Source organism: Pseudomonas sp. PA-1-6B (assembly GCF_021609545.1).
GTDB lineage: Bacteria > Pseudomonadota > Gammaproteobacteria > Pseudomonadales > Pseudomonadaceae > Aquipseudomonas > Aquipseudomonas fluorescens_BV.
Genome location: NZ_WJZM01000038.1, coordinates 23864 through 50733, shown reverse-complemented (window position 1 = coordinate 50733; position 26870 = coordinate 23864). Strand labels below are relative to the sequence as shown.

Here is a 26870-nt window from a genome sequence, read left to right as displayed (position 1 = left end):
TATCAGCCTTGGGTGATGTTCGCCCGCGCCGCATGCAGTTTCTTGTAGCTATCGATCAAGCGCAAATGCCGGTCCAGGCCTTCCAGCTTCATGCTGGTCGGCGTCAGCCCATAAAAGCGCACACTGCCGTCGACCGAGCCGATCACCGCATCCATGCGCTCATTGCCAAACATGCGCCGGAAGTTGGCCTCGTAGTCAGCCAGCTCTAGGTCATCATCCAGCTCCATCTCCAGCACCGCGTTCATCGCCTGGTAAAACAGGCCGCGCTCAACGGTGTTGTCGTTGTACTGCAGGAACATCTCTACGCATTCCTTGGCCTCTTCATACTGCTTCAGCGCCAGGAATATCAGCAGTTTCAGCTCCAGGATGGTCAACTGGCCCCACGCGGTGTTGTCGTCGAACTCAATGCCAATCAACGTAGTGATATCGGTGTAGTCGTCCAGCTCACTTTCTATCAGGCGCTCGACCAACGCCTGCAGCTCCTCCTCGCTGAGGCGGTGCAGGTTGAGGATGTCTTCGCGGAAAAACAGCGCCTTGTTGGTGTTGTCCCAGATCAGGTCGTCCACCGGGTAGATTTCCGAGTAGTCCGGCACCAGGATGCGGCAGGCGGTGGCGCCCAGGTGTTCGTACACCGCCATGTAGCATTCCTTGCCCATGCCTTCGAGGATGCCGAACAGCGTGGCGGCTTCCTGGGCGTTGGAGTCTTCGCCCTGGCCGGAGAAATCCCATTCAACGAATTCATAATCCGACTGAGCACTGAAGAAGCGCCACGACACTACGCCGCTGGAATCGATAAAGTGTTCGACGAAGTTGTTCGGCTCGGTGACCGCCTGGCCTTCGAAGGTCGGCTGCGGCAGGTCGTTCAAGCCTTCGAAGCTACGGCCTTGCAGCAGCTCGGTGAGGCTGCGTTCCAACGCCACTTCCAGGCTGGGGTGCGCGCCGAACGAGGCGAACACGCCGCCGGTGCGCGGGTTCATCAAGGTCACGCACATCACCGGGAATTCACCGCCCAGGGACGCGTCCTTGACCAGCACCGGAAAGCCCTGGGCTTCCAGGCCTTCGATACCCGCCAGGATGCCCGGGTACTTGGCCAGCACTTCGGCGGGGACGTCCGGCAGCGCAAATTCGCCTTCGATGATTTCGCGCTTCACCGCTCGCTCGAAAATCTCCGACAGGCACTGCACCTGGGCTTCGGCCAAGGTGTTGCCAGCGCTCATGCCGTTGCTCAGGTAGAGGTTTTCGATCAGGTTGGACGGAAAATACACCACCTCGCCATCGGACTGACGCACGAACGGCAGCGAGACAATGCCACGGGCTTCGTTGCCGGAGTTGGTGTCGAACAGGTGTGAACCACGCAGCTCGCCCTCGCGGTTGTAGACTTTCAGGCAGTAGGCATCGAGGATTTCACTCGGCAGCTCATCGTTGGGGCCCGGCTGGAACCAACGCTCGTCCGGGTAGTGCACGAACGGCGCGTTGGCCAGATCCTCGCCCCAGAACTGGTCGTTGTAGAAAAAGTTGCAGTTCAGACGCTCGATGAACTCACCCAGCGCCGACGCCAGCGCGCCCTCTTTGGTCGCGCCTTTGCCGTTGGTAAAGCACATCGGCGAATGGGCGTCGCGGATATGCAGCGACCACACGTTGGGCACGATATTGCGCCACGAGGCAATCTCGATCTTCATGCCCAGGCCCGCGAGAATCGCCGACATGTTGGCGATGGTCTGCTCCAGCGGCAGGTCCTTGCCGGCAATGTAGGTGCCTGCTGCGGACGTGGAGTTGGGCATCAACAACGCCTGGGCATCGGCGTCGAGGTTGTCGACTTCCTCAATCACGAATTCCGGCCCGGCCTGCACCACCTTCTTCACGGTGCAGCGGTCGATGGAGCGCAGGATGCCCTGGCGGTCCTTGTCGGAGATATCTGCGGGCAATTCGACCTGGATCTTGAAAATCTGGTTGTAGCGGTTTTCCGGGTCGACGATGTTGTTCTGCGACAGGCGAATATTCTCGGTGGGAATATTGCGCGTCTGGCAGTACAACTTCACAAAGTACGCCGCACACAACGCTGACGAAGCCAGGAAGTAGTCGAATGGCCCCGGTGCGGACCCATCGCCCTTGTAGCGGATGGGCTGGTCGGCAATGACCGTGAAGTCATCGAACTTGGCTTCAAGCCGAAGGTTGTCGAGAAAGTTGACCTTAATTTCCATGCGGGCACACCAGAATAACGAGCTAAACAAATTGGCCGCCATTATGAAGCGTTTCGCCGGGAAGTCTCAGGGTTTTGCGTATGGGCTGCCGATCGGTGCTAACGTCCGCCCTGTGGGAGCGCGTTGCTCCAGTTAGATAATGTTCACCTCTGCCAGGACAGGCCATGGAACCGATAGCGACGAACGCCGCACTGTTGATCATCGATATGCAAAAAGGCATGGCCGATCCCACACTAGGCCGCCGCAACAACCCAGACGCTGAGCAGCACATACAGCAATTGCTCAATGCCTGGCGCCAGGCGAAACGCCCGATCATTCATGTGCGGCATATCTCCCGCTCTGCCGCTTCGGTGTTCCGGCCAGGCCAGCCCGGTTGTGAGTTCCAGGATGCGCTGCACCCACTGGCCCATGAGCATGTGGTGGAAAAAAACGTACCGGATGCATTCAGCGCCACGGGCCTGGAGCGCTGGCTGCACCTGCGCTCGATCCAGCAGTTGGTGATCGTCGGGGTCATCACCAACAATTCAGTGGAATCCACCGCACGCTCGGGCGGCAACCTGGGGTTCGACGTGATCGTGGCGGCGGATGCGTGTTTTACCTTCGATCAAACCGACTTGTCGGGGCGGCTGTGGGCCGCAGAGGATGTGCATGCGTTGTCGCTCAGTAACTTGGCGATGGACTATGCAAGGGTGTTCAACACCGGGGAAATATTAGATCCATATAACCCGCGATGCGCTTTTTGATGCAATGCTGCACCTGTGGCGAGGGAGCTTGCTCCCGTGACGGCCTTAAAGCCGCCGCGTGCCTAAATGTGGCCCCGATTCGCCTGCCCCCATCGTTCATGGAAAACGGCTAAAACACCCCGGCATCCTCCAGCATTTGCGGCAACGCCTGCGGCCATACCGTATCGCTCGTCGCGTGCAGCGCCTGTGCCGACCACCAATGATGATCCGCCATCACCTGGGCCTCCTCTACCGTCCACTCGGCCCTGGAAAGCGCGTCGCTGGATGCATGCACAACGAAGTACCGCTCAACCGCCAACAGGGTTTCACCGCTGGGTAACATCAACGGGAAACTACGCTCTGCCACGGATTCGCCGACGCTGCTGACGGTGATACCCGTCTCTTCGCGCAACTCACGAATAGCAGCGCTGTGGAAGCTCTCCCCTGCCTCCACGCCACCGCCGGGCGTGGCCCAGTAATCCTGGCCGGCCAGGGCGCCGTCTTTATGCACGAAGCGAAACAGCAACACTTGCTGTGCAGGGTTGATGACCAGTAATCGTGCGGCTTTGCGTTCACGCATGTGATTGACTCCTTTCCTACCACTATGGAAGACCATTTTAACCGCACAAATCCCGGTGTTTTCGTCGTGCAGGCACTTCGCGCTAAAGGTTGCTGTAATATCCCCTCGCAAATCAATACAGCCAAGCCAGTAACAGGAGCGACAGTGCCATGAAGGACCATGATTCGATGAAACCCAGGCGTAAGACATTCAAGGCGCTTGTCGACATAGAACGCGACGGGGACGGGGACGGCTGGGTAACGTTGGATTGTTTCAGTACGGGACTATCACGTTCGCGCTTTTATGGCATAAAAAGAATCGGCGGTTTGCTTACCCTGCGTCTGTCTCTCTCTTACCTTTCGCAGCGTTTTCCAATCATTGAAAACTCGGAAAGCCAGTGGGTGCAACTCGGGGTAGCTTCCCATGCGAGCGAAAATTCGGTTGAAGCGTCAGTCGTGATGTTCGGGGATAACGCCGAGCCTGTCGTCCTGCACATTTACGACATCACTCCCCTCAAGTTGAGCGGAGACGAATATGACGCTTTCATGCTGGCGGACGCATCGCGCGCGCCTGAAACGCTCATCACCGGCATACTGGATGTCTCGTTGCAGGGCGCGGGCCAACTCTCGGTCGCTGCATATGATGTAGGTCAGGGTAACTGCAACGCGATCATTGATAAGTTTGAACATCCGCGCGTCTTTTTTGATTTGGGATGGGCGCCCAACTTTCATGCGCGGACGCGACCACCGCGTCAGCCAAATTTTTTCTCATGCGACTACGTTAGAGTTGCGCCCGTCGTTCTCTCTCATTGGGATATGGACCATTGGTCATACGCAATCGCCAGAAGCAAGTACAACCCTAAGAGCTTGACCACTCGGCACGAGTTTAACCGTAAGGCGCTGGCTCGCTTCTGGATTGCCCGCCCGCCCGAACGGCCAGAACACCAAGTTAGCCCACTAGCATTGAGTTTCTATGAAGCGCTGACAAAGACGCAGCTTATGCCCGGTATCTCGGCCATGCTTCTGTGGCCGGATAACTGCACACAGATACCGTTTTCCGAGGGCTGGCTCGAAGCGTGTGAGCCCACACGGCAGACTCCGGCTGACAGAAATAACACCGGAATCGCGCTGTTCGTCCAACCCAAGGGCCAAGGGCCGGCAATTCTCATGACAGGTGACGCCGACTTTCCGTCGATCCCCTCCCTCACAAGCAACCGGCAACTTGAGTTAGCCGGTATGGTGGCACCTCATCATGGGTCGAAGATAACGGTATCCGCTGTTCCCAATCCTAAGCCGGGCACCCCAATGAAGCTGGCTCTGTCCGTAGGCAAAGGAAATGAATACGGACACCCTGCCCAGGCATCGCTCGATGCGTATAAAGCTGCAGGATGGCATGGCACAGCGATGCTCACTCAAGACCGGCAGGTCTGCCAGGGTGACCACATCGACGAGCATGCTCATGGCAACATTCTGCTCAAGTTTTCGGTCGATGCAGAGGACCCAAAATGCGGTTGCTGTAGCGTACTTGGAGGTTGCTTGTGCATGACGCCAAGTACCGCCCCTCACATCCCACCGGTTGCCGGAGTGAAGCCCAGGCGCTTGCTTTAGGTCAAGATCATTGTGCCGCAACCAGCCAACTCAAAAATGCTCGTAATCGCGTGGTAAATACCTCGCGCTCCGCACTCGGGTTGCGTGCCTCAAACAGGAAGTACGCGATTTGCACACGCATGTTCGGGTAATGCAGAGCAAACAGGCCGACGTACTCTTCCAGGGTTTGCGGCCAGATTTGCGCGTCTTCCGCTCGCAGGGTATGGGTAGCCCGAATCAATGCCCGCGCGGCTTCCCGCTGCAAGCGATAGCGCGTGTGTTCAGTGCTGGCCTGTTCGATGCGCAACAGGTACGCCGTAAGCGCCTGTTCAAAATCGCCGTTGACCGCCAAGGCGATGGCGCGGGACGGGCGAAACGGTTCGACGTGCAGTGACAGGTCTTCGCCCCAGAGACAGCGGCAATGATGTTTGAGCCAGAAGCCCCAACTGTTTAGGTTTTCAGGCGCCAACACCTGGGCGCGGTGGCCGATGTCGAAGTCGATCTTGGTGACTTGGGGATACCGTTGCTCCAAGGCGAGTCGGGCTGACTCCAACTGTTCAAGCACCGGCGCATCCGGTGGTTCGATCAGTATCAGGGAAAGGTCAAGATCAGAAGTGCCGATCTCTCCTTCGCCCCGTGCGATGCTGCCATACAGGTAAATCCCGAGCAGCCCGAACTCAGGCCGGGACAAGGTAGCGCAAACGTCCGTCAGCAGGGGCTGGAACTCGGGTTGTATAGGCCCATCAGCGACGGTGAGGATATAGCCGTCGGCATCGATGCCTGCAGGTTTTTGGATGTTCACGGGCGGTGCACCTCAATCACCAGACCTTCCTCTTCTCTCGGCACACTGAAATGGCGAGCGATCAGGTCGAACTCGGCATCGGTGGCGGCAAAATCGTGATCCCCCTGGGCATTGCGCGCATGCAGGCGCGCACGACAGGTGGCATCGTCCAGCTCCAGGTAATGCAGGCGGTGTGGCACCTTGGCTGCCTGGGCCAGGCCAAGCAACCATTGACGATTGGCGAGGGTATTGGCGGGAAAATCCAGCACCACATTGACGCCGCACGCCAACAGATCGATCACCAGCGGCTCAAGTACTCCACGAACCTGCTGGGCACAGCGCAGGTAGTCGGCAATGCTCTGGATCTCACCAGGGTAGAGACTGGCCAGCCACTGGTCTTCGCTGAGCACAATGGCTGCGTGCTCGGTGGCAAGGGTCTTGGCGAGTGTGGACTTACCGGAGGCGATCTTGCCGCATAACAGGTGCAGGGTGGGCATAACGCGATTCCTCATGTCGGGCCAGGAAGGATGAGTCATATAGCCTCTGTGGTAAACATATGCAGGCAAGGTATCTACATAACGTTTTGAGCTGTAGCAGCAGACGGCAACCACGATGCGAAGCGAGCCGCTCTTGATCTGCTTTTGATCTTGATCTCAGGCGCCCCGTTAAACCACGCTGGCCGGAATTCGACAGTGATTTGGGGGGTAAACCGGCAGGGATGCCGGTTTAGCCGCCCCGCGCCATGGATGGCGCGTGGCGGCGGCCCCCCAAATCACTGGCGGATTACGGGCACACCGAGCCCAAGCGAGGTGCCGAGTGGTGGGGCAAGAGCGTTTTGCTTACTTTTGTCTGGGCCGGCATTCCGGCTTTTCAAAAGTGAGCCGCCGTCAGGGCGGAACCCTAGGTGGCCGTTACCTAAATAACGGATATGTACCCGGTCCAACTGTGTTGACTGCCAGGCCGCCTTCGCAGGCAAGCCAGCTCCCACAGTTTGATTGCGGAGTGTCAGGTAGATCTGTGTCGGCTGTCAGGCCGTCACGGGAGCAAGCTCCCTCGCCACAGGTTCAGCGACGCACCAAAATTGTGTAGATACCTATGCATATGCAGGGGAACGCCGGATCGAAACACACCTCGACACGCCATCCCAGTGAACTTTCTTACAAGTGCCATGCTCCTTTCCTATGCGAAGTCAGCGCGCCCTGAGTCCAGGGTGCAGAACGATAAGGAGCCGCCACCAACATGACTACCCTCTCCACTTACCCCGTCGTCAGGCCTGGGCCGTTGCATGGCACTTTGCTTGCCGGCACCGTGCCGTTGTTTCTCGGGGCCTTGCTCAGTGATATCGCCTACGGCCAGACCTACCAGATTCAATGGGCCAATTTTGCCTCCTGGCTGATCGCCGGAGCGCTGGTGTTCTGTGGTTTTGCCCTGCTGTTTGCACTGGTCAACCTGGTGCGCGCCGAACACAAGGGCGGGCGCCCGGTGGCGTACTTCCTGCTGTTGTTGGGCACATGGGTGCTTGGGCTGGTGAACGCCTTTCAACATGCCAAGGATGCCTACGCCATGATGCCTGCAGGGTTGGTGCTGTCGGCGATCGTCACCGTGCTGGCGATTGTCGCCACCTGGATCGGCTTGACCAACCTGCGCTCAGGAGCTGCCCGATGAAACCACTCAACACACTGACCCTGCTCAGCGCCGCCCTGTTGCTGAGTGCCTGTGGCGGCGAAGGTGACAAGACCCAGGCGCGCGGCCCTGACCCCAAGCTGCCCGAACAACAAAGCAGCCTGTTGCCGAGCATGAAGATTGCCGAGCCCACGCCGTGGGGCGAGCAAAAGCCCAAGGTGCCCGAAGGCTACAGCGTCACCGCCATCGCCACCGACCTTGCGATCCCGCGCCAGACCCTGGTGCTGCCCAACGGCGATATCCTGGTGGCCGAAGGCCGTGGCGGCAGTGCGGCCAAGCTCAAGCCCAAGGACGTGATCGCCAGTGTGATCAAGGCCCAGGGCAACACCAAGGTCAAGGGCGGCAACCGCATTACGCTGCTGCGTGACGCCGACGGTGACGGCACCTATGAACTCAAGACGGTATTTGCCGACAACCTCAACGCACCCTACGGGCTGGCATTCGCCGACGGCAAACTGTATGTGGCCAACCAGGACGCACTGGTGCGCTTTGACTACGCCGACGGCCAGACCAAGGCCAGCGCCCCGCCCGTCAAAGTCACCGACCTGCCGGCGCAGATCAACCATCACTGGACCAAGTCGTTGGCTGTGAGTGAGGACGGGCGTCAGCTGTATGTGGGCATCGGTTCCAACAGCAACATCACCGAACGCGGCATGGAAGTGGAGATCGACCGCGCTATGGTCTGGCAGATCGATGCGGCCACCGGTGCACACAAACCCTACGCCACGGGCTTGCGCAACCCGACGGCACTGACTATCCAACCGGGCACCGGGCAACTGTGGACGGTGGTCAACGAGCGCGATGAACTGGGCCCCGATCTGGTGCCGGACTACCTGACGTCGGTGCGTGAAGGTGCCTTCTACGGCTGGCCCTACAGCTACTGGGGCCAGAACGTCGACCCCCGCGCGCAACCGCAGAACCCGGCCAAGGTGGCTGCGGCGATCAAGCCCGATTACAGCCTGGGCTCCCATGTGGCCGCGTTGGGCGTGGATTTCTCCATCCCTGCCATGGGTGAAAAATTCGCTGACGGCGCGTTTGTCGGCGAGCACGGCAGTTGGAACCGTGACAACCCAGTGGGCTACAAGGTGATCTTCGTACCGTTCAGCAACGGCAAACCGGCGGGCGAGCCCATCGACTTTGCCACCGGCTTTCGCGGCGACGATGGCAAGACCCGTGGGCGTCCAGTGGGGGTGACGGTGGACCCCAAAGGCGCGCTGATCATTGCCGACGACCTGGCCAATACGATTTGGCGCGTCACGCGTAACCAATAACCGCAGATGACAGGGGCAGCGACGCCCCTGTCAGCCGTCACTTTGCAATTGTGCGTCAAGCCAGGCCAACAACGCCGTGACCTCCTCCCGACTGCCCGCCCCTTGCTGCCTGTAGACCGAAATAGCCTCGGGCAACAACACGCTTTCTGCGCAGGGCCGCACCAGCGCCCCACTCTCAATCAGCCGGCTTGCGGTACGACGCCACCCCATGGCGATACCGTACCCTTCCACGGCGGCCTGCAACATCAGCGGGTAACTGTCGAAGGTGGCACTGCGTGCATCCCTGGCCAGCGTGTGGCCGAACATCTGCAGCCACTCATCCCATTCCATCAAGTGCGGAGGCTCGGAGCTGTGGTGCAGAAATGTGCAGGGCTGTAATTCAGCCAGTGATAACGGTTGTTCCGGGCAAAGGTAGCTGGGGCTGCACACCGGGAACACCTCGTCCGAAGCGGTAAACATCAGCGTATGGCTGCCACTGGCGCGCCGGGTACTTTGCAGGGCCACATCGAAATGCCCGTCGAACTGGGTGATCGGCCGCGTGCAGGTCACCACCTGGATCTCGATCTGCGGGTATTGCTGGTGGAAGGTTGCCAGGCGCGGCATCAACCAATAGAACGCCTCGCATAGCTGGCACAGCAGTACCACGCGATTTCGCTGGGGCGATGTTCTCAGGCTGACCGCGCCCTCACTGATGCTGTGCAAGGCCAGGCTGACCACCCGCCCCAGCTCACGCCCTTCTTGCGTCAGGAACACTCCACGGTTGCGCCGACAAAACAGCTGGACCCCCAGGTTGTCTTCCAGCCCGCGGATCTGCCGACTGACAGCCGCCTGGGTGATGTGCAATTCATCGGCCGCCTTGGAGAAACTCTCCAGGCGCGCCGCCGCTTCAAACGGCAGGAGGCTGGCCAGAGGCGGTAGGGTTTTGCCAAGTGCATTCATAATCTGTGGTTATGCATCCAAGGCTGAAAACTCGTTTGTAGCACACCCGCCGCGCTGGGCACCATGAATCCCTCACTTCATGGATCAGCCTGATGACCAGCGCCCGCGCCTCACTCTTTACCGGTGTGATATTTGCCGTTGTCGCCACCCTGGGCTGGGCGCTGAACTTCATTGCGCCCTACGTCACGGGCCTCTACAGCCTCTACGACTTGATGGCCGTACGGTTTCTGATGGCCGGTGGGCTGGGTCTCGTCTGGATGATGGTGTGCGGGGCGCAATTGAGTGTGCTCAGCACCGGCCAGTGCGTGCTCGCGGCAGCACTCGGCGCACTGGGTTGCCTCGGTTATGGCGTGTGCATTGCTGCCGGAGTGATGTTCGGCGGCCCGGTGCTGACGCCAGCGTTTGTCGGCATGGTCCCGGTGCTACTGGCGTTGATAGGCAACGCCAGTCACAAGACCCTGCAATGGCGCCAGTTGGTGATGCCGTTGTCCTGCCTCACCGTGGGGCTGTTGCTGGCCACGGTCAGCAGCCTCCAACTGCCCGCCTCCGGCACCGGTTCCTGGCTGGCGGCTCTGTGCTTCTCCCTGGGCGCAGTGGCCTTGTGGCTGGGGTTCAGCGTCATCAATCAACAGCAACTGGCGCGCCTGCCAGCCAGCGCAACCGGCCTGTGGACTGCCCTGATGCTGGTAGGCGCAGGCGGCGCGGCGCTGTGCCTGATGCCATGGCTATATGCGCTGGGCTTGTTCCGGTTGCCGACCCTTGGCGCGGCTTGGAGCCAGGCATGGCCGCTGTATGCCTGGAGCCTGGGCATCGCGGTGATGTCCACGGTGGTCGGCGCCTGGGCCTGGAACGCGGCAACCCGGCGCCTGCCCATGGTACTGAGCGGTCAGTTGATTGCCCTGGAATCACTCTTCGCCAGCCTGCTCGGTCTAGGCTTTCACCAGCGCTGGCCGACGCCAATGGAAGCCGTGGGCCTGGCTGCCGTGCTCGTCGGCGTGGTCATGGCGGTTCGTATCCTCCTGGCGCAGGCAAAACCCGCCACAACCCATCAGACCTTAGGGGAGACTCAACCATGACCCATTCAAACGACGCACTGGCACTGCCCCACACCTTTGACTTCCGCACTCAAGCCGTGCGCTGGGGCCAACTGGGTACCCAGGGGCCGGCGCTGGTGATGGTGCATGGCACGCCGTTCTCCTCCCATGTGTGGCGGCGTATCGCGCCCTTGTTTGCCCAGCAGTACCGCGTGTTCTATTACGACCTGCTTGGCTATGGCCAGTCTGAACAGGCGCCGGGCCAGGACGTGTCTCTGGGCGTGCAAAACCTGTTGCTCGCCGCCCTGCTGCACCATTGGGGCCTGGAACGCCCCCATGTGCTGGCCCATGATTTTGGCGGTGCCACGGCACTGCGTGCGCATCTGCTCGATGGCTGCGACTATGCCAGCCTGTCCTTGATCGACCCCGTCGCCATGGCGCCCTGGGGTTCGCCGCTGGTGCAGCATGTGCGCCGCCATGAACAGGCCTTCAGCGACGCGCCGGCCTATATCCATGAGGCGCTTGTGCGTGCCTATCTACAGGGCGCCGCCTTCACGCCGCTGCCTGCCGAGGTGCTGCTCGCCTACGTCACACCCTGGACAGGCGAGATTGGCCAGCCCGCCTTCTATCGCCAGATTGCACAGATGGACCAGCGCTATACCGACACGATTGAAGACCGGCTCGCCGAGCTGCGTTGCCCGGTGCAATTGCTCTGGGGAGAGGAGGACCAATGGATCAACGTGGCACAGGGCGATGCGCTCGCAGATAGATTAGGTGCACGCTACCTGCGCGTCCCGCGGGCGGGGCATCTTATGCAAGAGGACGCGCCCGAGGTCATCACCGCTGCCTTGATGACCTTTCTAGCCAGCGTCACAGATCAGTGATTTCCTTGTGGCGCGGCACCAGCGTCTTCATCACGCTCCAGGCCACCAGGTAAGCCAGGGCGCAGATGGCAAACATGATCATGTAGCCGGTATGGATGTCGTTGATGGACTTGTAATAGTCGAACACCCAGCCCCCGATCTTGGTCATGAGCACGCCGCCCAGGCCACCGGCCATGCCGCCTATGCCGACCACCGAAGCCACGGTTTTCTGCGGGAACATATCGGACACGGTGGTGAAAATGTTGCATGACCACGCCTGGTGTGCCGAAGCGCCCACACCGATCAGCAGCACCGGCACCCAGAAGCTCAGGTAACCCAACGGCTGCGCCAGCAACACCACGAGCGGGAACAGCGCAATCACCAGCATGGCTTTCATGCGCCCGTCATAGGGGGCATCGCCGCGCGCCATGAAGTAGCTGGGGAACCAGCCGCCGCCAATACTGCCGACCATGGTCATGCTGTACAGCACCGCCAGCGGCATCACGATATCGGCGCCTTTCATGCCGTATTGGGCAGACAGGTAGGTGGGCAACCAGAACAGGAAAAACCACCACACGCCGTCGGTCATGAACTTGCCGAAGGCAAACGCCCAGGTCTGGCGGTAGGTCAACAATTTGAACCAGGAGACTTTCTTCACAGAGGTGCCCGTCGGTGCCGGGGTGAACGGCTGTACGATCTGGTCGCTGCGAATGTAGGCCAGCTCTTCAGGTGACAGGCGTTTTTGCTGTTCCGGTTTTTCGTACACGGCGGCCCACACGGCTACCCAGACAAAACCCAGCATGCCAATGACCATAAACGCCGCCTCCCAGCCCCACATACCAGCAATCAGTGGCACACAGATTGGCGCCAGGATCGCACCGACGTTGGCCCCGGAGTTGAAGATGCCGGTGGCCAGGGAGCGTTCTTTCTTGGGGAAATATTCGGCAGTGGCCTTGATCGCGATCGGGAAGTTACCCGCTTCGCCAATCGCCAATACCGCTCGTGAGAGCATGAAACCGGCAATGGACACCGGGATTACGGCCAGGCCAATGGCACCACTGACCGCCGCGATGCCCTCGCCCATCGGCACCGAAAACGCATGCATGATCGCGCCAGTGGACCAGATGCCAATGGCTACCACATAGGCGGCCTTGGTGCCGATCCTGTCGACGAAGCGCCCGGCAAACAGCATGGAAATGGCGTAGACAAACTGGAACACCGCCGCGATGTTGGCGTAATCGGTGTTGCTCCAGCCAAACTGCGTTGACAGTTGCGGTGCCAAGAGGCTGAGCACCTGGCGGTCGAGGTAATTGACCGTGGTCGCGAAAAACAACATCGCGCAGATCGTCCAGCGATAGCTGCCGACCGCCTGGCCGACACGAAGGGCACTGATGGGCTCGTTCAGATTCATGGCATCACTTTTTATTTTTGTTAGGTAGGACATATGTAACGTCATATGTCGTCGTACAACTGCGAGTTTTATAGCGAGACGCCCACGCTGTGTCAATCGCAAAGATTGCCGCTTATCCAGCATCTACGTGGAATAGGAAAAGGTCAGGTTTGTGAAGTTATAGGATGACATAGCCTCAACATCAGTCAGTATCAACAAAGACAACCCCCTGTGGGAGCGCTCGAGCTTTAGCGAGGCCGCGATGGCGGCAGGTCAGGCAACGCAAATGCCAACAATACCGCCGCCTTCGTAGCCTCGCCGGGGCTCGACAACTCCCACATTTGATCTGTTTTGCCGCTAGTTATGCATAAGCCTCGAAAACCGACGTTTCATCCCATGCGATAAAAAATACACAAAGCGGTGAATTATTTCGTGTCCACTTGTATCTGAACTGACAGAGCGGTGCCATCGTAGCGATGGCACCTCCCCTGTTCAGCTTTTGAGTGGCCCGCATGAAACTACGTAAAAAACGCGTCAAACCCATCGGATTGAAAGACATCACCATTGTCGACGACAACAAGATGCGCAAGGCGATCACCGCCGCCGCACTTGGCAATGCCATGGAGTGGTTCGACTTTGGCGTCTATGGCTTTGTCGCCTATGTGCTGGGCAAGGTGTTCTTCCCCGACGCGTCCCCCAGCGTGCAGATGATCGCAGCACTGGCCACCTTCTCCGTACCTTTCCTGATTCGCCCGCTGGGCGGCCTGTTCTTCGGCGCACTGGGCGATAAGTACGGGCGGCAAAAAGTCCTGGCCGCCACCATCGTGATCATGTCCTTGAGCACCTTTGCCATCGGCTTGATCCCCGGCTATGCCTCCATTGGCATCTGGGCCCCGATCCTGTTGCTGCTGTGCAAAATGGCCCAGGGTTTCTCGGTGGGCGGCGAGTACACCGGCGCGTCGATTTTCGTGGCTGAGTACGCCCCGGACCGCAAGCGCGGCTTCCTTGGCAGCTGGCTGGACTTCGGCTCCATCGCCGGTTTCGTGCTCGGCGCGGGTGTGGTGGTGTTGATCTCCACCGTGCTCGGTGAAGCAGAATTCGAGGCCTGGGGCTGGCGCCTGCCGTTCTTCCTCGCCCTGCCCCTGGGCATCATCGGCCTGTACCTGCGCCACGCGCTGGAAGAAACCCCGGCGTTTCAACAGCATGTCGACAAACTCGAACAGGGTGACCGCGAAGGCCTGAGCCACGGCCCTAAAGTCTCGTTCAAGGAAATCGCCACCAAGCACTGGCGCAGCCTGCTGACCTGCATCGGTATCGTCGCGGCCACCAACGTGACCTACTACATGCTGCTCACCTACATGCCGAGCTATCTGTCCCACAACCTGCACTATGCCGAAAACAGCGGCGTGCTGATCATCATCGCGATCATGGTCGGTATGTTGTTCGTGCAGCCGTTCATTGGTTTTGTCAGCGACAAGATCGGCCGCAAGCCTTTCATCATCGCCGGCAGCATTGGCCTGCTGTTCCTGTCGATCCCGGCCTTCATGCTGATCACCAGTGGCAAGACCGGCCTGATTTTCGGCGGCCTGTTGATTCTGGCGGTGGTGCTGAACTTCTTTATCGGCGTGATGGCGTCGACCTTGCCAGCAATGTTCCCCACCCACCTGCGCTACAGCGCCCTGGCCAGTGCGTTCAACGTCTCGGTACTGATCGCCGGTGTTACGCCGACCGCCGTGGCCTGGCTGGTGGAGAGCACCAACGACCTGTACATGCCCGCCTATTACCTGATGGTGTTTGCAGTGGTTGGACTGATCACGGGCCTGACCATGAAGGAAACCGCCAACAAGCCCCTGCGTGGCGCGGCCCCGGCGGCTTCCGACATGGAAGAAGCCAAGGAGCTGCTGCAGGAGCATCACGACAATATCGAGCAGAAGATCGAAGACATCGATGCCGAGATTGCCGCGCTGCAGACCAAGCGGGAAAACCTGGTACAGCAACACCCGCGCATCAACTAATAACCTGACTGTGCGTGGTCGCGGCCTGCGACCACGCCATTGGAGCGTTCAGCATGGTTTCAAGCGTCACCGCCGCACACAGGTTACTCAGCGCAGACGAGCGCGCCGCGATTGCCGAAATTGAAGCAACCACCAACATTCTCAAGCTGGTCACCCGTCTGACCGGGATGAGGTTCGCCGGCATCGCCAAGTTCACCGACCTGGAATGGGTGGTGTGTTCGGCCTACGACCCGCTGCAAATGGGCATCAACGTCGACGACGTACTCGACCTTGAAACCACCCTGTGCAGTGAGTTCTGCATCAACCCACACACCCTGTTCATTCCCCAGATCAGCCAGAACGGCCGTTTCGCGTCACGCCCGGTGGTCAAGCAATACGCCATCGAAAGCTACGCCGGCGCGCCGATCTTCCTGCCCGATGGCCGCCTGTTCGGGGCGCTGTGTGCGCTGGACTCACGGGCCATGCTGTTCGACGACCCGAACCTGCCGGAAACCCTGAGCCTGTTCGCACGGCTGATTGGCTGCATCTTTTACGCTAATCTGACCCCTGCGGATCACTGACACCCGCCCTGCCCCGCAGTGTTGCCATATCACGCTTGGGCGGCACCCCGAACAGCCGGCTGTACTCACGGCTGAATTGCGACGGGCTCTCATACCCGACTTTGAACGCGGCACTGGAGACATCCTGGTGCTCGTTCAACATCAATCGTCGTGCTTCATTCAGACGCAGCCATTTCTGGTATTGCAGCGGGCTCATCGCGGTCAGTTGCCGGAAGTGATGGTGAAAGGTCGCCGCGCTCATTTGCACCCGCGCTGCCAGCTCTTCCACACGCAGGGCCGCGTCGAAATTCAACTTCAGCCAGTCGATCGCCTTGGCAATTCGATAGCCCTGCCCGTCCACCGAGCAGATCTGGCGCAGTCGGCCGGCCTGGTCGCTTTTCAATAGCCGGTAATGAATCTCGCGCTGGATCAATGGCGCGAGTACCGGAATAGCCTCGGGTTCATCCAGCAACGCCACCAGACGCGCGAATGCGGCCAGCATGCCGTCGGTGACCGTGCCGATCCCCACACCCTTCATGACTGCGCGCTCACGCACCGGCGGCAAGCCACTCTGGGCGATCAGCTCGGCGAGCATGCGCAGGTCCAGCTTGAACGTCAGCCCCAGGCACGGCTGCTCGGGGCTGGCCGCCAGCACCTCGGAATTGGCCGGGATGTCCAGCGATGTCACCAGGAACCGGGAAGTGTCGTAGGGGTAGCCCTCGCCGCCGACCCACAACTGCTTCTCGCCCTGGGCCACCAGCACGATGCACGGCTCAACCATGCACACCACCGGCGCAGCGGGTTGCTCACGCCGATAAAAGCCCAGGCCGGGGATCGGCATGGCGTAGTCGCCGGACAACGGCGTGCGCGAACCAACCGACTGGATCAGCGCGTTCAGGGGGGTGGGAGTGGACGTCATGACAGACCCTTTCAATGCTTCATTGCACTTTACCCGCGCAAGCCACGGGCGTCGTCACCTGGCACTGAAACTCAGAGGATCAGGCAAGTAATCCACTCAAATGCACTACAGAAGCCCTGCCGTCACCCGGAAAATGTGCGAACACTTCTCGAGGAACACCCCTATGAAACGCCTCTTGCTCGCCCTGGGTTTGCTGGTGACTTCTCTTTCTTCATTTGGAGCCGATATGTCTAACGGTGCGGATAACTTCTACAGCAGCGACACAGTGACGGCCGAACCTGTCACCTTCAACAATCAATACGGCATGCAGGTCGCAGGCACGCTGTTCATGCCCAGGCACCTTGCCCCAGGCTCAAAGCACGCAGCCCTGGTCGTCGGCCACCCGATGGGCGCCGTCAAAGAGCAAAGCGCCAACCTCTACGCGACCAAAATGGCTGAGCAGGGTTTCGTGACCCTGTCCCTGGACCTGTCGTTCTGGGGCCAAAGCGCCGGCACACCACGCAACGCGGTGTTGCCCGACCTATACGTGGAAGACTTCAGCGCCGCCGTGGACTTTCTCGGCACTCGCCCACAGGTCGACCGGGAACGCATCGGTGCCATCGGCATTTGTGGCAGCGGCAGTTTTGTGATCAGTGCTGCGAAGATCGATCCGCGTCTCAAGGCAATCGCCACCGTCAGCATGTACGACATGGGCGCGGCCAACCGCAATGGCCTCAAGCACGGCATGACCTTGCAACAGCGCCAGCAGATCCTGCGCCAGGCCGCCAACCAGCGCTATGTAGAGTTCCAGGGCGGCGAGACCCTCTACACCGGTGGCACGCCGCAGAGCCTTACCGGCGACCCGGTCGGCGACGAGTTCTACGACTTCTACCGCACCCCGCGCGGCGAAGTCACCCCGGCAGGCGCCTCATCGCAAACCACCACCCGGCCGACGCTGACCAGCAACGTCAAGTTCATGAACTTCTACCCCTTCAACGATATCGAGACGATCTCGCCGCGCCCACTGCTGCTGATTACCGGGGCCAACGCGCACTCCCGTGAATTCAGTGAAGACGCCTATCAACGCGCCGCCGAGCCCAAGCAATTGCTGATCATCCCCAACGCCGGCCATGTAGACCTGTACGACCGCGTCGAACTGATCCCGTTTGACACGCTCACCACCTTCTTCCAGAGCCACTTGCAGTGAGTTCCGTTACCCCTCAACCGCAACGCTGGGGCGCGGTGCTGGCGATGTCGCTCGCGGCGTTTGCCTTGGTCGCCTCCGAATTCATGCCGGTCAGCCTGCTGACACCGCTGGCCGCTGACTTGCACATCACTGAAGGCCAGGCCGGCCAGGGCATTTCCGTGTCCGGGGTGTTTGCCTTGCTCACCAGCCTGGTGATCGCGGCGGTTGCCGCGCGGATGGATCGCAAGCGCCTGCTGATGGCCCTGACTCTGCTGATGATCGTCTCTGGCAGCGTGGTGGCGTTCGCGCCGAATTACGCGGTGTTCATGCTCGGGCGCGCGTTGATTGGGGTGGCGATTGGCGGCTTCTGGTCACTGTCGGCGGCCACGGCAATGCGCCTGGTCGAACCCGCCCAAGTGCCAAGGGCCTTGGCCATCGTCAACGGTGGCAACGCCCTGGCGACGGTGATCGCGGCGCCGCTGGGCAGCTTTCTTGGCGGCCTGATTGGCTGGCGCGGCGCATTCTTTTGCGTGGTGCCAGTGGCCGTGATTGCACTGGCCTGGCTGTGGCTGAGCTTGCCGGCGCTCAAGCACAGCGGCACGGCGGCCACCGGCAATGCGCTGCGCCTGCTGAAAAACGCCAAGGTGGCCTTGGGCATGTGCGCCGTCAGCCTGTTCTTCATGGGCCAGTTCATGCTGTTCACTTACCTGCGGCCGTTCCTGGAAGGCGTGACCCGGGTCGAGGTGTCCACCCTGTCGCTGATGCTGCTGGTGCTCGGCCTGGCCGGCCTGGCGGGTACGGTGTTGATTGAGCATTTGCTCAAGCGTCACCTGTACCCGACGCTGATTGCCATTCCGTTGATCATGGCCGGCATTGCCCTTGCGCTGGTGGGGTTCGGCGGTTCAGCGATTGTCACCACCCTGCTGTTGGGCTGCTGGGGCCTGGTAGCGACTGCTGCACCGGTTGGCTGGTGGACATGGCTGGCGCGCACCTTGCCCGACGACGCTGAGGCCGGCGGGGGGTTGATGGTCGCCATCATCCAGTTGGCGATTGCCGCCGGTGCCACCGTCGGTGGCGTGGCATTCGACTTGAGCGGCTACCGGGCCACCTTCGAGCTGAGCGCCGCCTTGCTGGTAGTCGCCACGCTGCTGGCTTACCTGGCATCCCGCCGCCCTGCTCATGCGCGCATGGCGAGCGACGCTACTTGAAAAAATGACTTGGCGTTTTACCAAACTGTTTCTTGAACATGCTGGTAAAAGCGCTGGGGCTTTCGTAGCCCAATTCAAACGCCACATCAATGATCTTCTCCCCCACCGCAATGCGCTCCAGCGCCAGCAGCAACCGCGCCTGCTGGCGCCATTGGCCGAAAGTCATGCCGGTTTCCTTGCGGAAAAGGCGCTGGATGGTGGTCTGGTCCAATCCCAACCGCGCACTCCAGTCGGCCACGGTGGAGGCATCACTCGGCTCATCCTGCAACGCCAGGCAAATCGGTCTCAGACGCGGGTCGGCAGGCTGGGGCAGCGACAGCGGCAAGGCCGGGAGAATGGCCAGTTCGTCAAGAATCAGGTGCATGATCCGCGCGTCGCGTGAATCCTCGGCATACGGCGGCTTCAAGCTCACCGAGGCCTTGATCAGTTCACTCAGCAGCGGCGAAACCGTCACCGTCTTGGGCTCGGCCGGCAGGTTGGGGAAGCTGTCCGGGCGCACGAACACGCTGCGCATCTTCAGCGTACCCACGCAACGCAGTGAGTGAACTTGACCGCAAGGCATCCAAAAGCCACGATTGGGCGGCACCGTCCATTGCCTCAGGGCCGAGTACACCACCATCACACCGCCAATGGCGTACAGCAGTTGGTGCTTGTTGTGGCTGTGTTCGGGGATCACCCAGTTTTCGGGGTAATCGGTGGCCGAACTGATGACGGCCCAGTCGCCCTCATCGATCTCTCGCAGAAATTTATCCAGTGATTTGATCATTTCGCCCTTTTTGCGATGGTTTCTGCCCGAATTGCGCGAGACAGGCATTGGCGCCGAATCTAGCATAAACGCCGAGTCCAGATGGAGTGGCGGTTCACATCACCGCCGCCCGCCTCCACGCCTGTCAGCTGCCTTGTACGGAATGCCCGCATGTCCACAGTCACAGCGTCACCCGCCGCACCTTCGACCAGCCCGCAAGTAAGCCCCTTAGTCATGCGCGTCCTGGGCGCCTGTGCCCTGGCGCACCTGATCAATGACTTGATCCAGGCTGTGCTGCCATCGATCTACCCGATGCTCAAGGCCAACTACGGCCTGAGCTTCACCCAGGTCGGCCTGATCACCCTGACCTTCCAGTTGACCGCCTCGCTGCTGCAACCGTGGATCGGCTACCACACCGACCGCCACCCCAAACCCTGGTTATTACCAGCGGGCATGGTGTGCACCTTGATCGGCATCCTGATGCTGGCCTTTGTCGGCAACTTCCCGGCGATATTGCTCGCGGCGGCGCTGGTGGGTGTGGGGTCATCGACCTTCCATCCGGAAACCTCTCGCGTCGCACGCCTGGCTTCCGGTGGGCGCTACGGCCTGGCGCAATCGACCTTCCAGGTCGGCGGCAACACCGGCAGCGCTTTCGGCCCGTTGCTGGCGGCGGCAATCATCATTCCCTACGGCCAAAGCCACATTGCCTGGTTCGGCCTGTTTGCGGTGTTCGCCATCCTGGTGCTGTACGGTTTGAGCCGCTGGTACCGCCACCACCTCAACCTGTTCAAGCTCAAGCAAGGCAGCCAGGCGACCCACGGTTTGTCCAAAGGCCGCGTGACCTTCGCCCTGGTGGTACTGGCTGTGCTGGTGTTCTCCAAATACTGGTACATGACCAGCCTGACCAGTTACTTCACGTTCTACCTGATCGAGAAATTCCAGCTGTCGGTGGCCAGCTCGCAGATGTACCTGTTCCTGTTCCTCGGCGCAGTGGCCGTGGGCACCTTCGCCGGCGGCCCGATCGGCGACAAGATCGGCCGCAAGAAAGTCATCTGGTTCTCGATCCTCGGCGCCGCACCGTTCACCCTGGCCCTGCCCTACGTCGACCTGTTCTGGACCGCCGTACTCAGCGTGGTCATCGGCTTTATCATCGCCTCGGCGTTCTCGGCCATCGTGGTGTTTGCCCAGGAACTGGTGCCGGGCAATGTGGGCATGATCGCCGGGATATTCTTCGGCCTGATGTTCGGCTTCAGCGGGATCGGCGCGGCGCTGCTCGGGATGCTCGCTGACCATCACGGCATCGAATACGTGTACAAGCTGTGCTCGTTCCTGCCGCTGGTGGGCATCCTCACGGTACTGTTGCCGTCGACCAAAGGCGTTTGATCGATCACGTCGCCCCATAGCCGTAGTTATCTACAACTTTGGGGCGACGCGGGACCTGTGGCGAGGGAGCTTGCTCCCGTGACGGCCTGACAGTCGGCGCATATTTATCTGACACCACTAGCTCCCACTTTGGATCGTCGTGCGTCAGGTAGATCAGTGTCGCTGGCAGGTCGTTACGGCAGCAACAAGCCTCACTTCATGACCCGACGAGAAAACCCATTAACCACGACATAAAGCAACGGCCCTACCGATACAAACACTGCCGTCAGTAAAAAATACGGCAGCACTGAGACCATCGACCGCCCTCGCCCACGCGCATCCCGGTACATCCACACACACGCCAGCACCGCCATCAGATACAGGTCAATCACCACCTGCGCCGTATCGGGCCGGGACATCAGTTCCCAACCAAATGCCAGCAGTGACTGCTCGGCCGTGAGCATGGTCGCCACCGTATAGAGGGTAAACCCGAGCAAGGCCGCCAGGGCGACATAAGGTCTGTGCATGGTTTCTTCCTTGAAGTGCTACGTTAATCAACGCGGCCACCTTAGCGACAAGAGGCTGCCGCTCGCAATCCTGCAGACGTCTTTCTCGAGATGTCCTGCGCGCCGCCTACACGAAGTATGCCGCGCTGGTTTTGTGAAATATCTGTACGTAGACTGCCGCCATACCCCCACTTGAAGGCGGCGAAAAAAACGTGATGCAAGTTACTGAAGTCTCCATTGCCCAATTGCGCGCTGCGCTTGAAGCCGGCCAGACCACGGCAGTTGAACTGGTGCAGGCGTACCTGGCGCGGATCGATGCCTACGATGGCCCGCAGACGGCCACTGCGCTGAACGCCGTGGTGGTACGCAACCCCGATGCGCTCAAAGAAGCCCAGGCGTCTGATGCACGCCGCGCCAAGGGGCAAACCCTGGGGCAGCTGGATGGCATTCCTTACACCGCCAAGGACAGTTACCTGGTCAAGGGGTTGACGGCTGCATCCGGCAGCCCGGCGTTTGCCAAGCTGGTGGCCCAGCGCGATGCCTTCACCATTGAACGTCTGCGTGCCGGTGGCGCTATCTGCCTGGGCAAGACCAACATGCCGCCAATGGCCAATGGCGGTATGCAGCGTGGCGTGTACGGTCGCGCCGAAAGCCCCTACAACGCCGACTACCTCACCGCGCCGTTTGCGTCGGGTTCCTCCAACGGCGCTGGTACCGCCACCGCCGCCAGCTTTGCCGCGTTCGGGCTGGCTGAAGAAACCTGGTCCAGCGGTCGCGGCCCGGCCTCCAATAATGGCCTGTGTGCCTACACGCCGTCCCGTGGCGTGATTTCGGTGCGCGGCAACTGGCCGCTGACCCCGACCATGGACGTGGTGGTGCCCTACGCGCGCACCATGGCCGACCTGCTGGAAGTGCTCGACGTCGTGGTGGCCGAAGACCCGGACACACGTGGTGACCTGTGGCGCCTGCAACCCTGGGTGCCGATCCCCAGCGTCACCTCGGTGCGCCCGGTGTCCTACGCGGCGCTGGCAGTCGACAGCGAAAACCTGGCCGGCAAGCGCTTTGGCGTGCCGCGCATGTACATCAACGCCGACCCGGAGGCTGGCACCAGCGAAAAACCCGGTATCGGCGGCCCGACCGGACAAAAGATCCACACCCGCGCCACGGTGATCGAACTGTGGCAAGCCGCGCGCCAGGCATTGGAAGCGGCGGGTGCCGAAGTGATCGAAGTGGATTTCCCGCTGGTGTCCAACTGCGAAGGCGACCGCCCCGGCGCGCCGACGGTGTTTACCCGTGGCCTGGTCTCTAAAGAGTTCCTCCACGACGAGCTGTGGGAGCTGTCTGCATGGGCCTTCGATGATTTCCTGCGTGCCAACGGCGACCCGCACCTGAACCGCCTGGCCGATGTGGACGGGCCGAGCATCTTCCCCCACGACCCCGGTACCCTGCCCAACCGTGAAGACGACCTGGCCGCTGGCATGGACGAATACGTGCGCATGGCCCAACGCGGCATCACGCCATGGGACCAGATCAGCACCGTGCCCGATGGCCTGCGCGGCCTGGAGCAAACCCGGCGCCTGGACCTGGAAGACTGGATGAATACCCTCGGGCTGGACGCCGTGCTGTTCCCCACCGTGGCCGATGTAGGCCCGGCGGATGCCGATGTGAACGAAGCCTCCGCCGACATTGCCTGGAGCAACGGCGTGTGGGTCGCCAACGGCAACCTAGCCATCCGCCACCTGGGCGTGCCCACCGTCACCGTGCCGATGGGCGTGATGGCGGACATCGGCATGCCGGTGGGGCTGACCTTTGCCGGGCGTGCCTATGACGATTCGGCGCTGTTGCGCTTTGCCTCGGCGTTCGAAGCCACCGGCAGCAAACGGATGATCCCGCCGCGTACGCCACCATTGGCAGCCCGCTAAACGCGGTCACCTGTGGGAGCTGGCTTGCCTGCGATGGCGACCGTTCAATCGACAGAGATGTCGAATGTGCCGCCCAAAGGTAACCACGATGCGAAGCGAGCCGCTCTTGATCTTGATCTGCTTTTGATCTTGATCTCAGGCGCCCCGTTAAACCACGCTGGCCGAACGCAGGCTTGAATTCGTGGGTAACCCGGCAGGACGCCGGGTTAGCCGCCCCGCGCCATGGATGGCGCGTGGCGGCGGCCCACGGATTCAAGCCTGCGTTCGGGCACACCGAGCCTAAGCGAGGTGCCGAGTGGTGGGGCAAGAGCGCTTTGGTTACTTTCGCGCTTTTCGAAAGTGACCCGCCGTCAGGCGGAACCCTAAGTGGCCGTTACCGCAGGAATGGATATGTACTCGGTATAACAGTGTCGGCTGTCAGGCCGCCATCGCAGGCAAGCCAGCTCCCACATTTAGATCCCGGAGCATCAGGTAGATTGGTGCCGGCTGTCGGGCCGCCATAGGTGGCAAGCCAGCTCCCACATTTTGCCCGTATTTCAAATCAAGCCCTGTGGCTATGTGTTCGCTCACCACGCCACCACCTTACGCACCGTCACCAGCGCCTCACGCAACGCCGCCATGGGCACCGACCCCAGTGCCAGGCGCAGCGCGTGGGGCACCTGGGCCGAGATCGCGAACGGTTCGGCGGTTGAAACAGAGATGCCCGCGCGCTGCAAGGTCATGGCGACCTGATCGGCGCGGGCGTCCTCCGCCAACGGTAGCCACAGAAAGTAGGATGACGGATGGCTGATGGTCTTCACCCCTCTCAGCACCTGCGCCGCCAACGCCTGACGGGCCTGGGCATCCGCACGCTTTTGCGCCTCCAGTTGCGTCACCGTCCCATCTTCGAGCCAGCCCACCGCAATCGCGCTCATCACCCCCGGCACGTTCCAGGTGGTAGCCATGATCGTGCGTTCCAAGCCGCTCACCCAAGCCATAGGCGCAGCGATAAAGCCCACGCGTAAACCGGTGGCGACACTCTTGGACAGCCCGCCGATGTACACCGTGCGCTCCGGTGCGAGGGTCGCCAAGGGTGGCGGCGCTTCTTCGGCGAGAAACGCATAGGCGCCATCCTCGATGATCATCAGCTTGTGCTGCCGGGCGATTGCCACCAAGCGCTCACGCTGCGCCAGGCTCATCACCCAGCCCAGCGGGTTATGCAGGGTCGGCATGCTGTACACCGCTCGCACCGGGCGCTGGCGACACAGGCTGTGCAGGTGGTCCAGGTTCGGGCCGTTGGCCGTGACTGGGATGGCGACCAGTTCCAGGTGCAGGGTTTCGGCCAGCACCTTGAACCCCGAATAGGTCAGTGCATCCACCGCGACCACATCCCCAGGCTTGAGCAAGGTCATCATGCTCACCGCCAGGCCATGCTGGGCGCCGCTGACCACCAGCACCTGCTCGGCTTGCACCGTCAACCCTCGGTTCAACAAGTGCCGGGCCACGGCGGCGCGCTCGTGCACACGTCCGGCATGGGGCTGGTAACGCAGCAACGCCTCCAGGTCGCCAGACAGGGCGAGTTGGCGCAACGCCGTGCGCAGCAGCTCGGCCTGGCCCGGCAACGACGGGTAGTTGAAATTCAGGTCAAGCACACCCGTCGCAACCGTCATCTGCCCACTGCCCTGCCCCGGTGGCAAGGCAATCTCACGTACGAAGGTGCCGCGCCCGGTTTCGCCACTGACCAGGCCCATGGCTTCCAGCTCGCTGTACACCCGGCTGGCGGTGACCAACGCCAGGCCATGCTCGGCCGCCAATTGCCGATGGGTAGGCAACCGCGTGCCGGGCTGCAATTGGCCGCTGCGGATGGCCTCGGCGAAGGTATCGACCAGCATCTTGTAGCGAGCACGGGGCATAGGGCTGTATCCATGACAATTTTTTGATTGTCTTAATCTTCAATCCTAGGATGCCCAGCACGCAACTGCCATTTTCGGACAGGTCCCCCATGGAACGCACTTCTCCTCTCGGCACTCTGGACAGCAGCACCCAGGGTTGGATCAACGGTTTTATCGGCGTGGTGATTTTCAGCGGTTCGCTGCCAGCCACGCGCCTGGCGGTCATGGAGTTCGACCCGGTGTTCCTGACCATGATCCGCGCCACCCTCGCGGCGCTACTGGGGTTGTGCCTATTGGGGGTATTCAAGGAAAAACGCCCCACGCGCCAGCAATGGGCACCGCTGGTTATCGTCGCGCTTGGCGTGGTGATCGGCTTTCCACTGCTGACGGCCCTGGCCCTGCAGTACGTGACCTCGGCCCACTCCATCGTCTTTATCGGCCTGCTGCCACTGGCTACGGCGGTGTTCGGTGTGCTGCGCGGCGGTGAACGGCCGAGGCCGGTGTTCTGGTTGTTTTCGATCCTGGGCAGCCTGTTGGTGATGGGATATGCCGTTGCCCAAGGCTTGAGCGCCGCACCCGCGGGCGATGTGTTGATGCTGTTGGCCGTGCTGGCATGCGGCCTGGGGTATGCCGAAGGCGCCAAGCTGTCGCGCAGCCTGGGCGGCTGGCAGGTGATCTGCTGGGCGCTGGTGGTGTCGCTGCCGGTGGTGGCGCCCTTGAGCCTGTTGTTGGCGCCGTCTACCCTCAGCGGTATCAGCTTGCCGGCCTGGTTGAGCCTGGGCTACGTGGCGGTGTTCAGCATGTTGATCGGCTTTGTGTTCTGGTACCGAGGCCTGGCCCAGGGCGGGATTGCCGCGGTCGGCCAGTTGCAGTTGCTGCAACCGTTCTTCGGCCTGGCGCTGGCAGCGGGTTTGCTGCATGAACAGGTCAGCCTGGGCATGGTGCTGGTGACGGTGGCGGTGATCGGCTGCGTGGCCGGGGCGAAGAAGTTTGCTCGCTAACCCCTGGCCTGCTAAATAGAAGCGTCGCCCAAAAAATAACAAGGACTCTGCATGCACAGCGCTTCTCTCCAGGACACCACGGCGCCGGAAGGCATCTGCTACGGCTGCGGCAGCAGCAACCCCCATGGCCTGCACATCAAGAGCCGCTGGGATGACGATGGCGTACACGTCATTGCCGAGCATCAACCCGAGGCCAAATACAGCGGCTGGCCAGACCTGGTCTACGGTGGCCTGATCGCCATGCTGGTGGACTGCCATTCCAACTGGACCGCCATGGCCTACCACTACCGCGCCGAACAGCGTGAACCCGGCAGCCTGCCGCGCATCGACTGCGTCACCGGCAACCTGGGGATCAAATTCATCAAGCCCACGCCCATGGGCGTGCCCCTGGTCCTGCGGGCGCGGGTCGAAGGCGAAATCGGTCGCAAAAGCCGGGTGGTCTGCGAAGTGTATGCAGGCAGCGTGCTCACCGCCGTCGGCGACTCGGTGTTCGTGCGCGTCGACACCGGGCAACTGGCCGCCGCCGCCCATGGCCGCGAGGTTTGATCCTGGTCTACAGTGACGGCAACCGCTAATCGAGGACTGCAC

24 protein-coding genes are annotated in these 26870 nt (G+C 61.1%); 14 read left to right on the top strand and 10 right to left on the bottom strand.

What is annotated here, in order from left to right; translation table 11 throughout:
* Window positions 1-2: 2 nt before the first annotated feature.
* Entirely contained in the window at window positions 3-2201 is a 2199-nt protein-coding gene (locus GIV35_RS18235) for an OsmC domain/YcaO domain-containing protein (RefSeq protein WP_236265782.1), read from the bottom strand.
* 164 nt (window positions 2202-2365) lie between these two features.
* Here GIV35_RS18235 and GIV35_RS18230 point away from each other — a divergent pair, with 164 nt between their 5' ends.
* Window positions 2366-2944 (top strand): cysteine hydrolase family protein, encoded by a 579-nt coding sequence (locus GIV35_RS18230; protein WP_198716576.1) that lies wholly within the window; start codon window positions 2366-2368, stop codon window positions 2942-2944.
* A gap of 109 nt (window positions 2945-3053) precedes the next feature.
* Here the strand turns inward: GIV35_RS18230 and GIV35_RS18225 are convergent, their stop codons facing one another.
* Window positions 3054-3503, bottom strand: coding sequence for an NUDIX hydrolase (locus GIV35_RS18225; RefSeq protein WP_236304446.1), 450 nt, complete (start codon window positions 3501-3503; stop codon window positions 3054-3056).
* A gap of 149 nt (window positions 3504-3652) precedes the next feature.
* On the opposite strand from GIV35_RS18225, the gene GIV35_RS18220 reads away from it, so the two are divergent.
* Entirely contained in the window at window positions 3653-5089 is a 1437-nt protein-coding gene (locus tag GIV35_RS18220; RefSeq protein ID WP_200648960.1) for a hypothetical protein, read from the top strand.
* Window positions 5090-5096: 7 nt separating this feature from the next.
* On the opposite strand, the gene GIV35_RS18215 is transcribed toward GIV35_RS18220, so the two are convergent.
* Window positions 5097-5870 (bottom strand): nucleotidyltransferase domain-containing protein, encoded by a 774-nt coding sequence (locus GIV35_RS18215; protein ID WP_236265890.1) that lies wholly within the window; start codon window positions 5868-5870, stop codon window positions 5097-5099.
* Complete coding sequence (locus tag GIV35_RS18210; protein ID WP_236265891.1) at window positions 5867-6346, bottom strand: AAA family ATPase; 480 nt, start codon at window positions 6344-6346, stop codon at window positions 5867-5869. The genes GIV35_RS18215 and GIV35_RS18210 overlap by 4 nt, the downstream gene beginning before the upstream one ends.
* A 742-nt stretch (window positions 6347-7088) precedes the next feature.
* Between GIV35_RS18210 and GIV35_RS18205 the strand changes: the two genes are divergently transcribed.
* Window positions 7089-7514, top strand: coding sequence for a DUF2231 domain-containing protein (locus GIV35_RS18205; RefSeq protein ID WP_054921373.1), 426 nt, complete (start codon window positions 7089-7091; stop codon window positions 7512-7514).
* Complete coding sequence (locus tag GIV35_RS18200) at window positions 7511-8803, top strand: PQQ-dependent sugar dehydrogenase (RefSeq protein WP_200648963.1); 1293 nt, start codon at window positions 7511-7513, stop codon at window positions 8801-8803. The genes GIV35_RS18205 and GIV35_RS18200 overlap by 4 nt, the downstream gene beginning before the upstream one ends.
* A 30-nt stretch (window positions 8804-8833) precedes the next feature.
* Here GIV35_RS18200 and GIV35_RS18195 read toward each other — a convergent pair whose 3' ends face one another.
* Entirely contained in the window at window positions 8834-9742 is a 909-nt protein-coding gene (locus GIV35_RS18195) for a LysR substrate-binding domain-containing protein (protein ID WP_213152785.1), read from the bottom strand.
* A gap of 92 nt (window positions 9743-9834) precedes the next feature.
* Here GIV35_RS18195 and GIV35_RS18190 point away from each other — a divergent pair, with 92 nt between their 5' ends.
* Window positions 9835-10818: a DMT family transporter gene (locus GIV35_RS18190; RefSeq protein WP_213152784.1), complete on the top strand. Its 984-nt coding sequence runs from the start codon at window positions 9835-9837 to the stop codon at window positions 10816-10818.
* Window positions 10815-11660, top strand: coding sequence for an alpha/beta fold hydrolase (locus GIV35_RS18185; RefSeq protein ID WP_236265779.1), 846 nt, complete (start codon window positions 10815-10817; stop codon window positions 11658-11660). The genes GIV35_RS18190 and GIV35_RS18185 overlap by 4 nt, the downstream gene beginning before the upstream one ends.
* On the opposite strand, the gene GIV35_RS18180 is transcribed toward GIV35_RS18185, so the two are convergent.
* Window positions 11647-13050 (bottom strand): MFS transporter, encoded by a 1404-nt coding sequence (locus GIV35_RS18180; protein ID WP_236304485.1) that lies wholly within the window; start codon window positions 13048-13050, stop codon window positions 11647-11649. The genes GIV35_RS18185 and GIV35_RS18180 overlap by 14 nt on opposite strands.
* A 491-nt stretch (window positions 13051-13541) precedes the next feature.
* Here GIV35_RS18180 and proP point away from each other — a divergent pair, with 491 nt between their 5' ends.
* Together proP and GIV35_RS18170 are read left to right on the top strand one after the other, a co-directional pair.
* Complete coding sequence (gene proP / locus GIV35_RS18175) at window positions 13542-15044, top strand: glycine betaine/L-proline transporter ProP (protein WP_014718644.1); 1503 nt, start codon at window positions 13542-13544, stop codon at window positions 15042-15044.
* A gap of 53 nt (window positions 15045-15097) precedes the next feature.
* Complete coding sequence (locus tag GIV35_RS18170; RefSeq protein ID WP_105226979.1) at window positions 15098-15604, top strand: GAF domain-containing protein; 507 nt, start codon at window positions 15098-15100, stop codon at window positions 15602-15604.
* On the opposite strand, the gene GIV35_RS18165 is transcribed toward GIV35_RS18170, so the two are convergent.
* The gene (locus tag GIV35_RS18165) at window positions 15579-16502 is read right to left on the bottom strand and encodes an AraC family transcriptional regulator (protein WP_236265577.1); all 924 of its coding nucleotides are present in this window, start codon (window positions 16500-16502) and stop codon (window positions 15579-15581) included. The two genes, GIV35_RS18170 and GIV35_RS18165, sit on opposite strands and share 26 nt — an antisense overlap.
* A gap of 163 nt (window positions 16503-16665) precedes the next feature.
* On the opposite strand from GIV35_RS18165, the gene GIV35_RS18160 reads away from it, so the two are divergent.
* Together GIV35_RS18160 and GIV35_RS18155 are read left to right on the top strand one after the other, a co-directional pair.
* Window positions 16666-17688, top strand: a complete 1023-nt coding sequence (locus tag GIV35_RS18160; protein ID WP_034127597.1) for an alpha/beta hydrolase — start codon at window positions 16666-16668, stop codon at window positions 17686-17688.
* Entirely contained in the window at window positions 17685-18875 is a 1191-nt protein-coding gene (locus GIV35_RS18155) for an MFS transporter (protein WP_236265579.1), read from the top strand. Before GIV35_RS18160 ends, GIV35_RS18155 begins: the two co-directional genes overlap by 4 nt.
* Here the strand turns inward: GIV35_RS18155 and GIV35_RS18150 are convergent.
* Window positions 18868-19689, bottom strand: a complete 822-nt coding sequence (locus GIV35_RS18150) for an AraC family transcriptional regulator (protein ID WP_198716564.1) — start codon at window positions 19687-19689, stop codon at window positions 18868-18870. The two genes, GIV35_RS18155 and GIV35_RS18150, sit on opposite strands and share 8 nt — an antisense overlap.
* Before the next feature lie 102 nt (window positions 19690-19791).
* On the opposite strand from GIV35_RS18150, the gene GIV35_RS18145 reads away from it, so the two are divergent.
* On the top strand, window positions 19792-21003 hold the full coding sequence (locus GIV35_RS18145; protein ID WP_003190861.1) for an MFS transporter: 1212 nt from the start codon (window positions 19792-19794) through the stop codon (window positions 21001-21003).
* Between the two features lie 191 nt (window positions 21004-21194).
* Here GIV35_RS18145 and GIV35_RS18140 read toward each other — a convergent pair whose 3' ends face one another.
* Window positions 21195-21509 (bottom strand): DUF2834 domain-containing protein, encoded by a 315-nt coding sequence (locus GIV35_RS18140; RefSeq protein ID WP_236265581.1) that lies wholly within the window; start codon window positions 21507-21509, stop codon window positions 21195-21197.
* Between the two features lie 191 nt (window positions 21510-21700).
* Between GIV35_RS18140 and GIV35_RS18135 the strand changes: the two genes are divergently transcribed.
* Window positions 21701-23410 (top strand): amidase, encoded by a 1710-nt coding sequence (locus GIV35_RS18135; protein WP_236265583.1) that lies wholly within the window; start codon window positions 21701-21703, stop codon window positions 23408-23410.
* A 566-nt stretch (window positions 23411-23976) separates the two neighbouring features.
* Here the strand turns inward: GIV35_RS18135 and GIV35_RS18130 are convergent.
* Window positions 23977-25302 carry an aminotransferase-like domain-containing protein gene (locus tag GIV35_RS18130; RefSeq protein ID WP_236265710.1) on the bottom strand — a complete coding sequence of 442 codons (1326 nt, stop codon included), beginning with the start codon at window positions 25300-25302 and terminating at the stop codon, window positions 23977-23979.
* Between the two features lie 89 nt (window positions 25303-25391).
* Here GIV35_RS18130 and GIV35_RS18125 point away from each other — a divergent pair, with 89 nt between their 5' ends.
* Window positions 25392-26282 (top strand): DMT family transporter, encoded by an 891-nt coding sequence (locus tag GIV35_RS18125; RefSeq protein ID WP_034125991.1) that lies wholly within the window; start codon window positions 25392-25394, stop codon window positions 26280-26282.
* Window positions 26283-26333: 51 nt separating this feature from the next.
* Window positions 26334-26828 (top strand): PaaI family thioesterase, encoded by a 495-nt coding sequence (locus GIV35_RS18120; RefSeq protein ID WP_054897340.1) that lies wholly within the window; start codon window positions 26334-26336, stop codon window positions 26826-26828.
* Window positions 26829-26870: the final 42 nt, after the last annotated feature.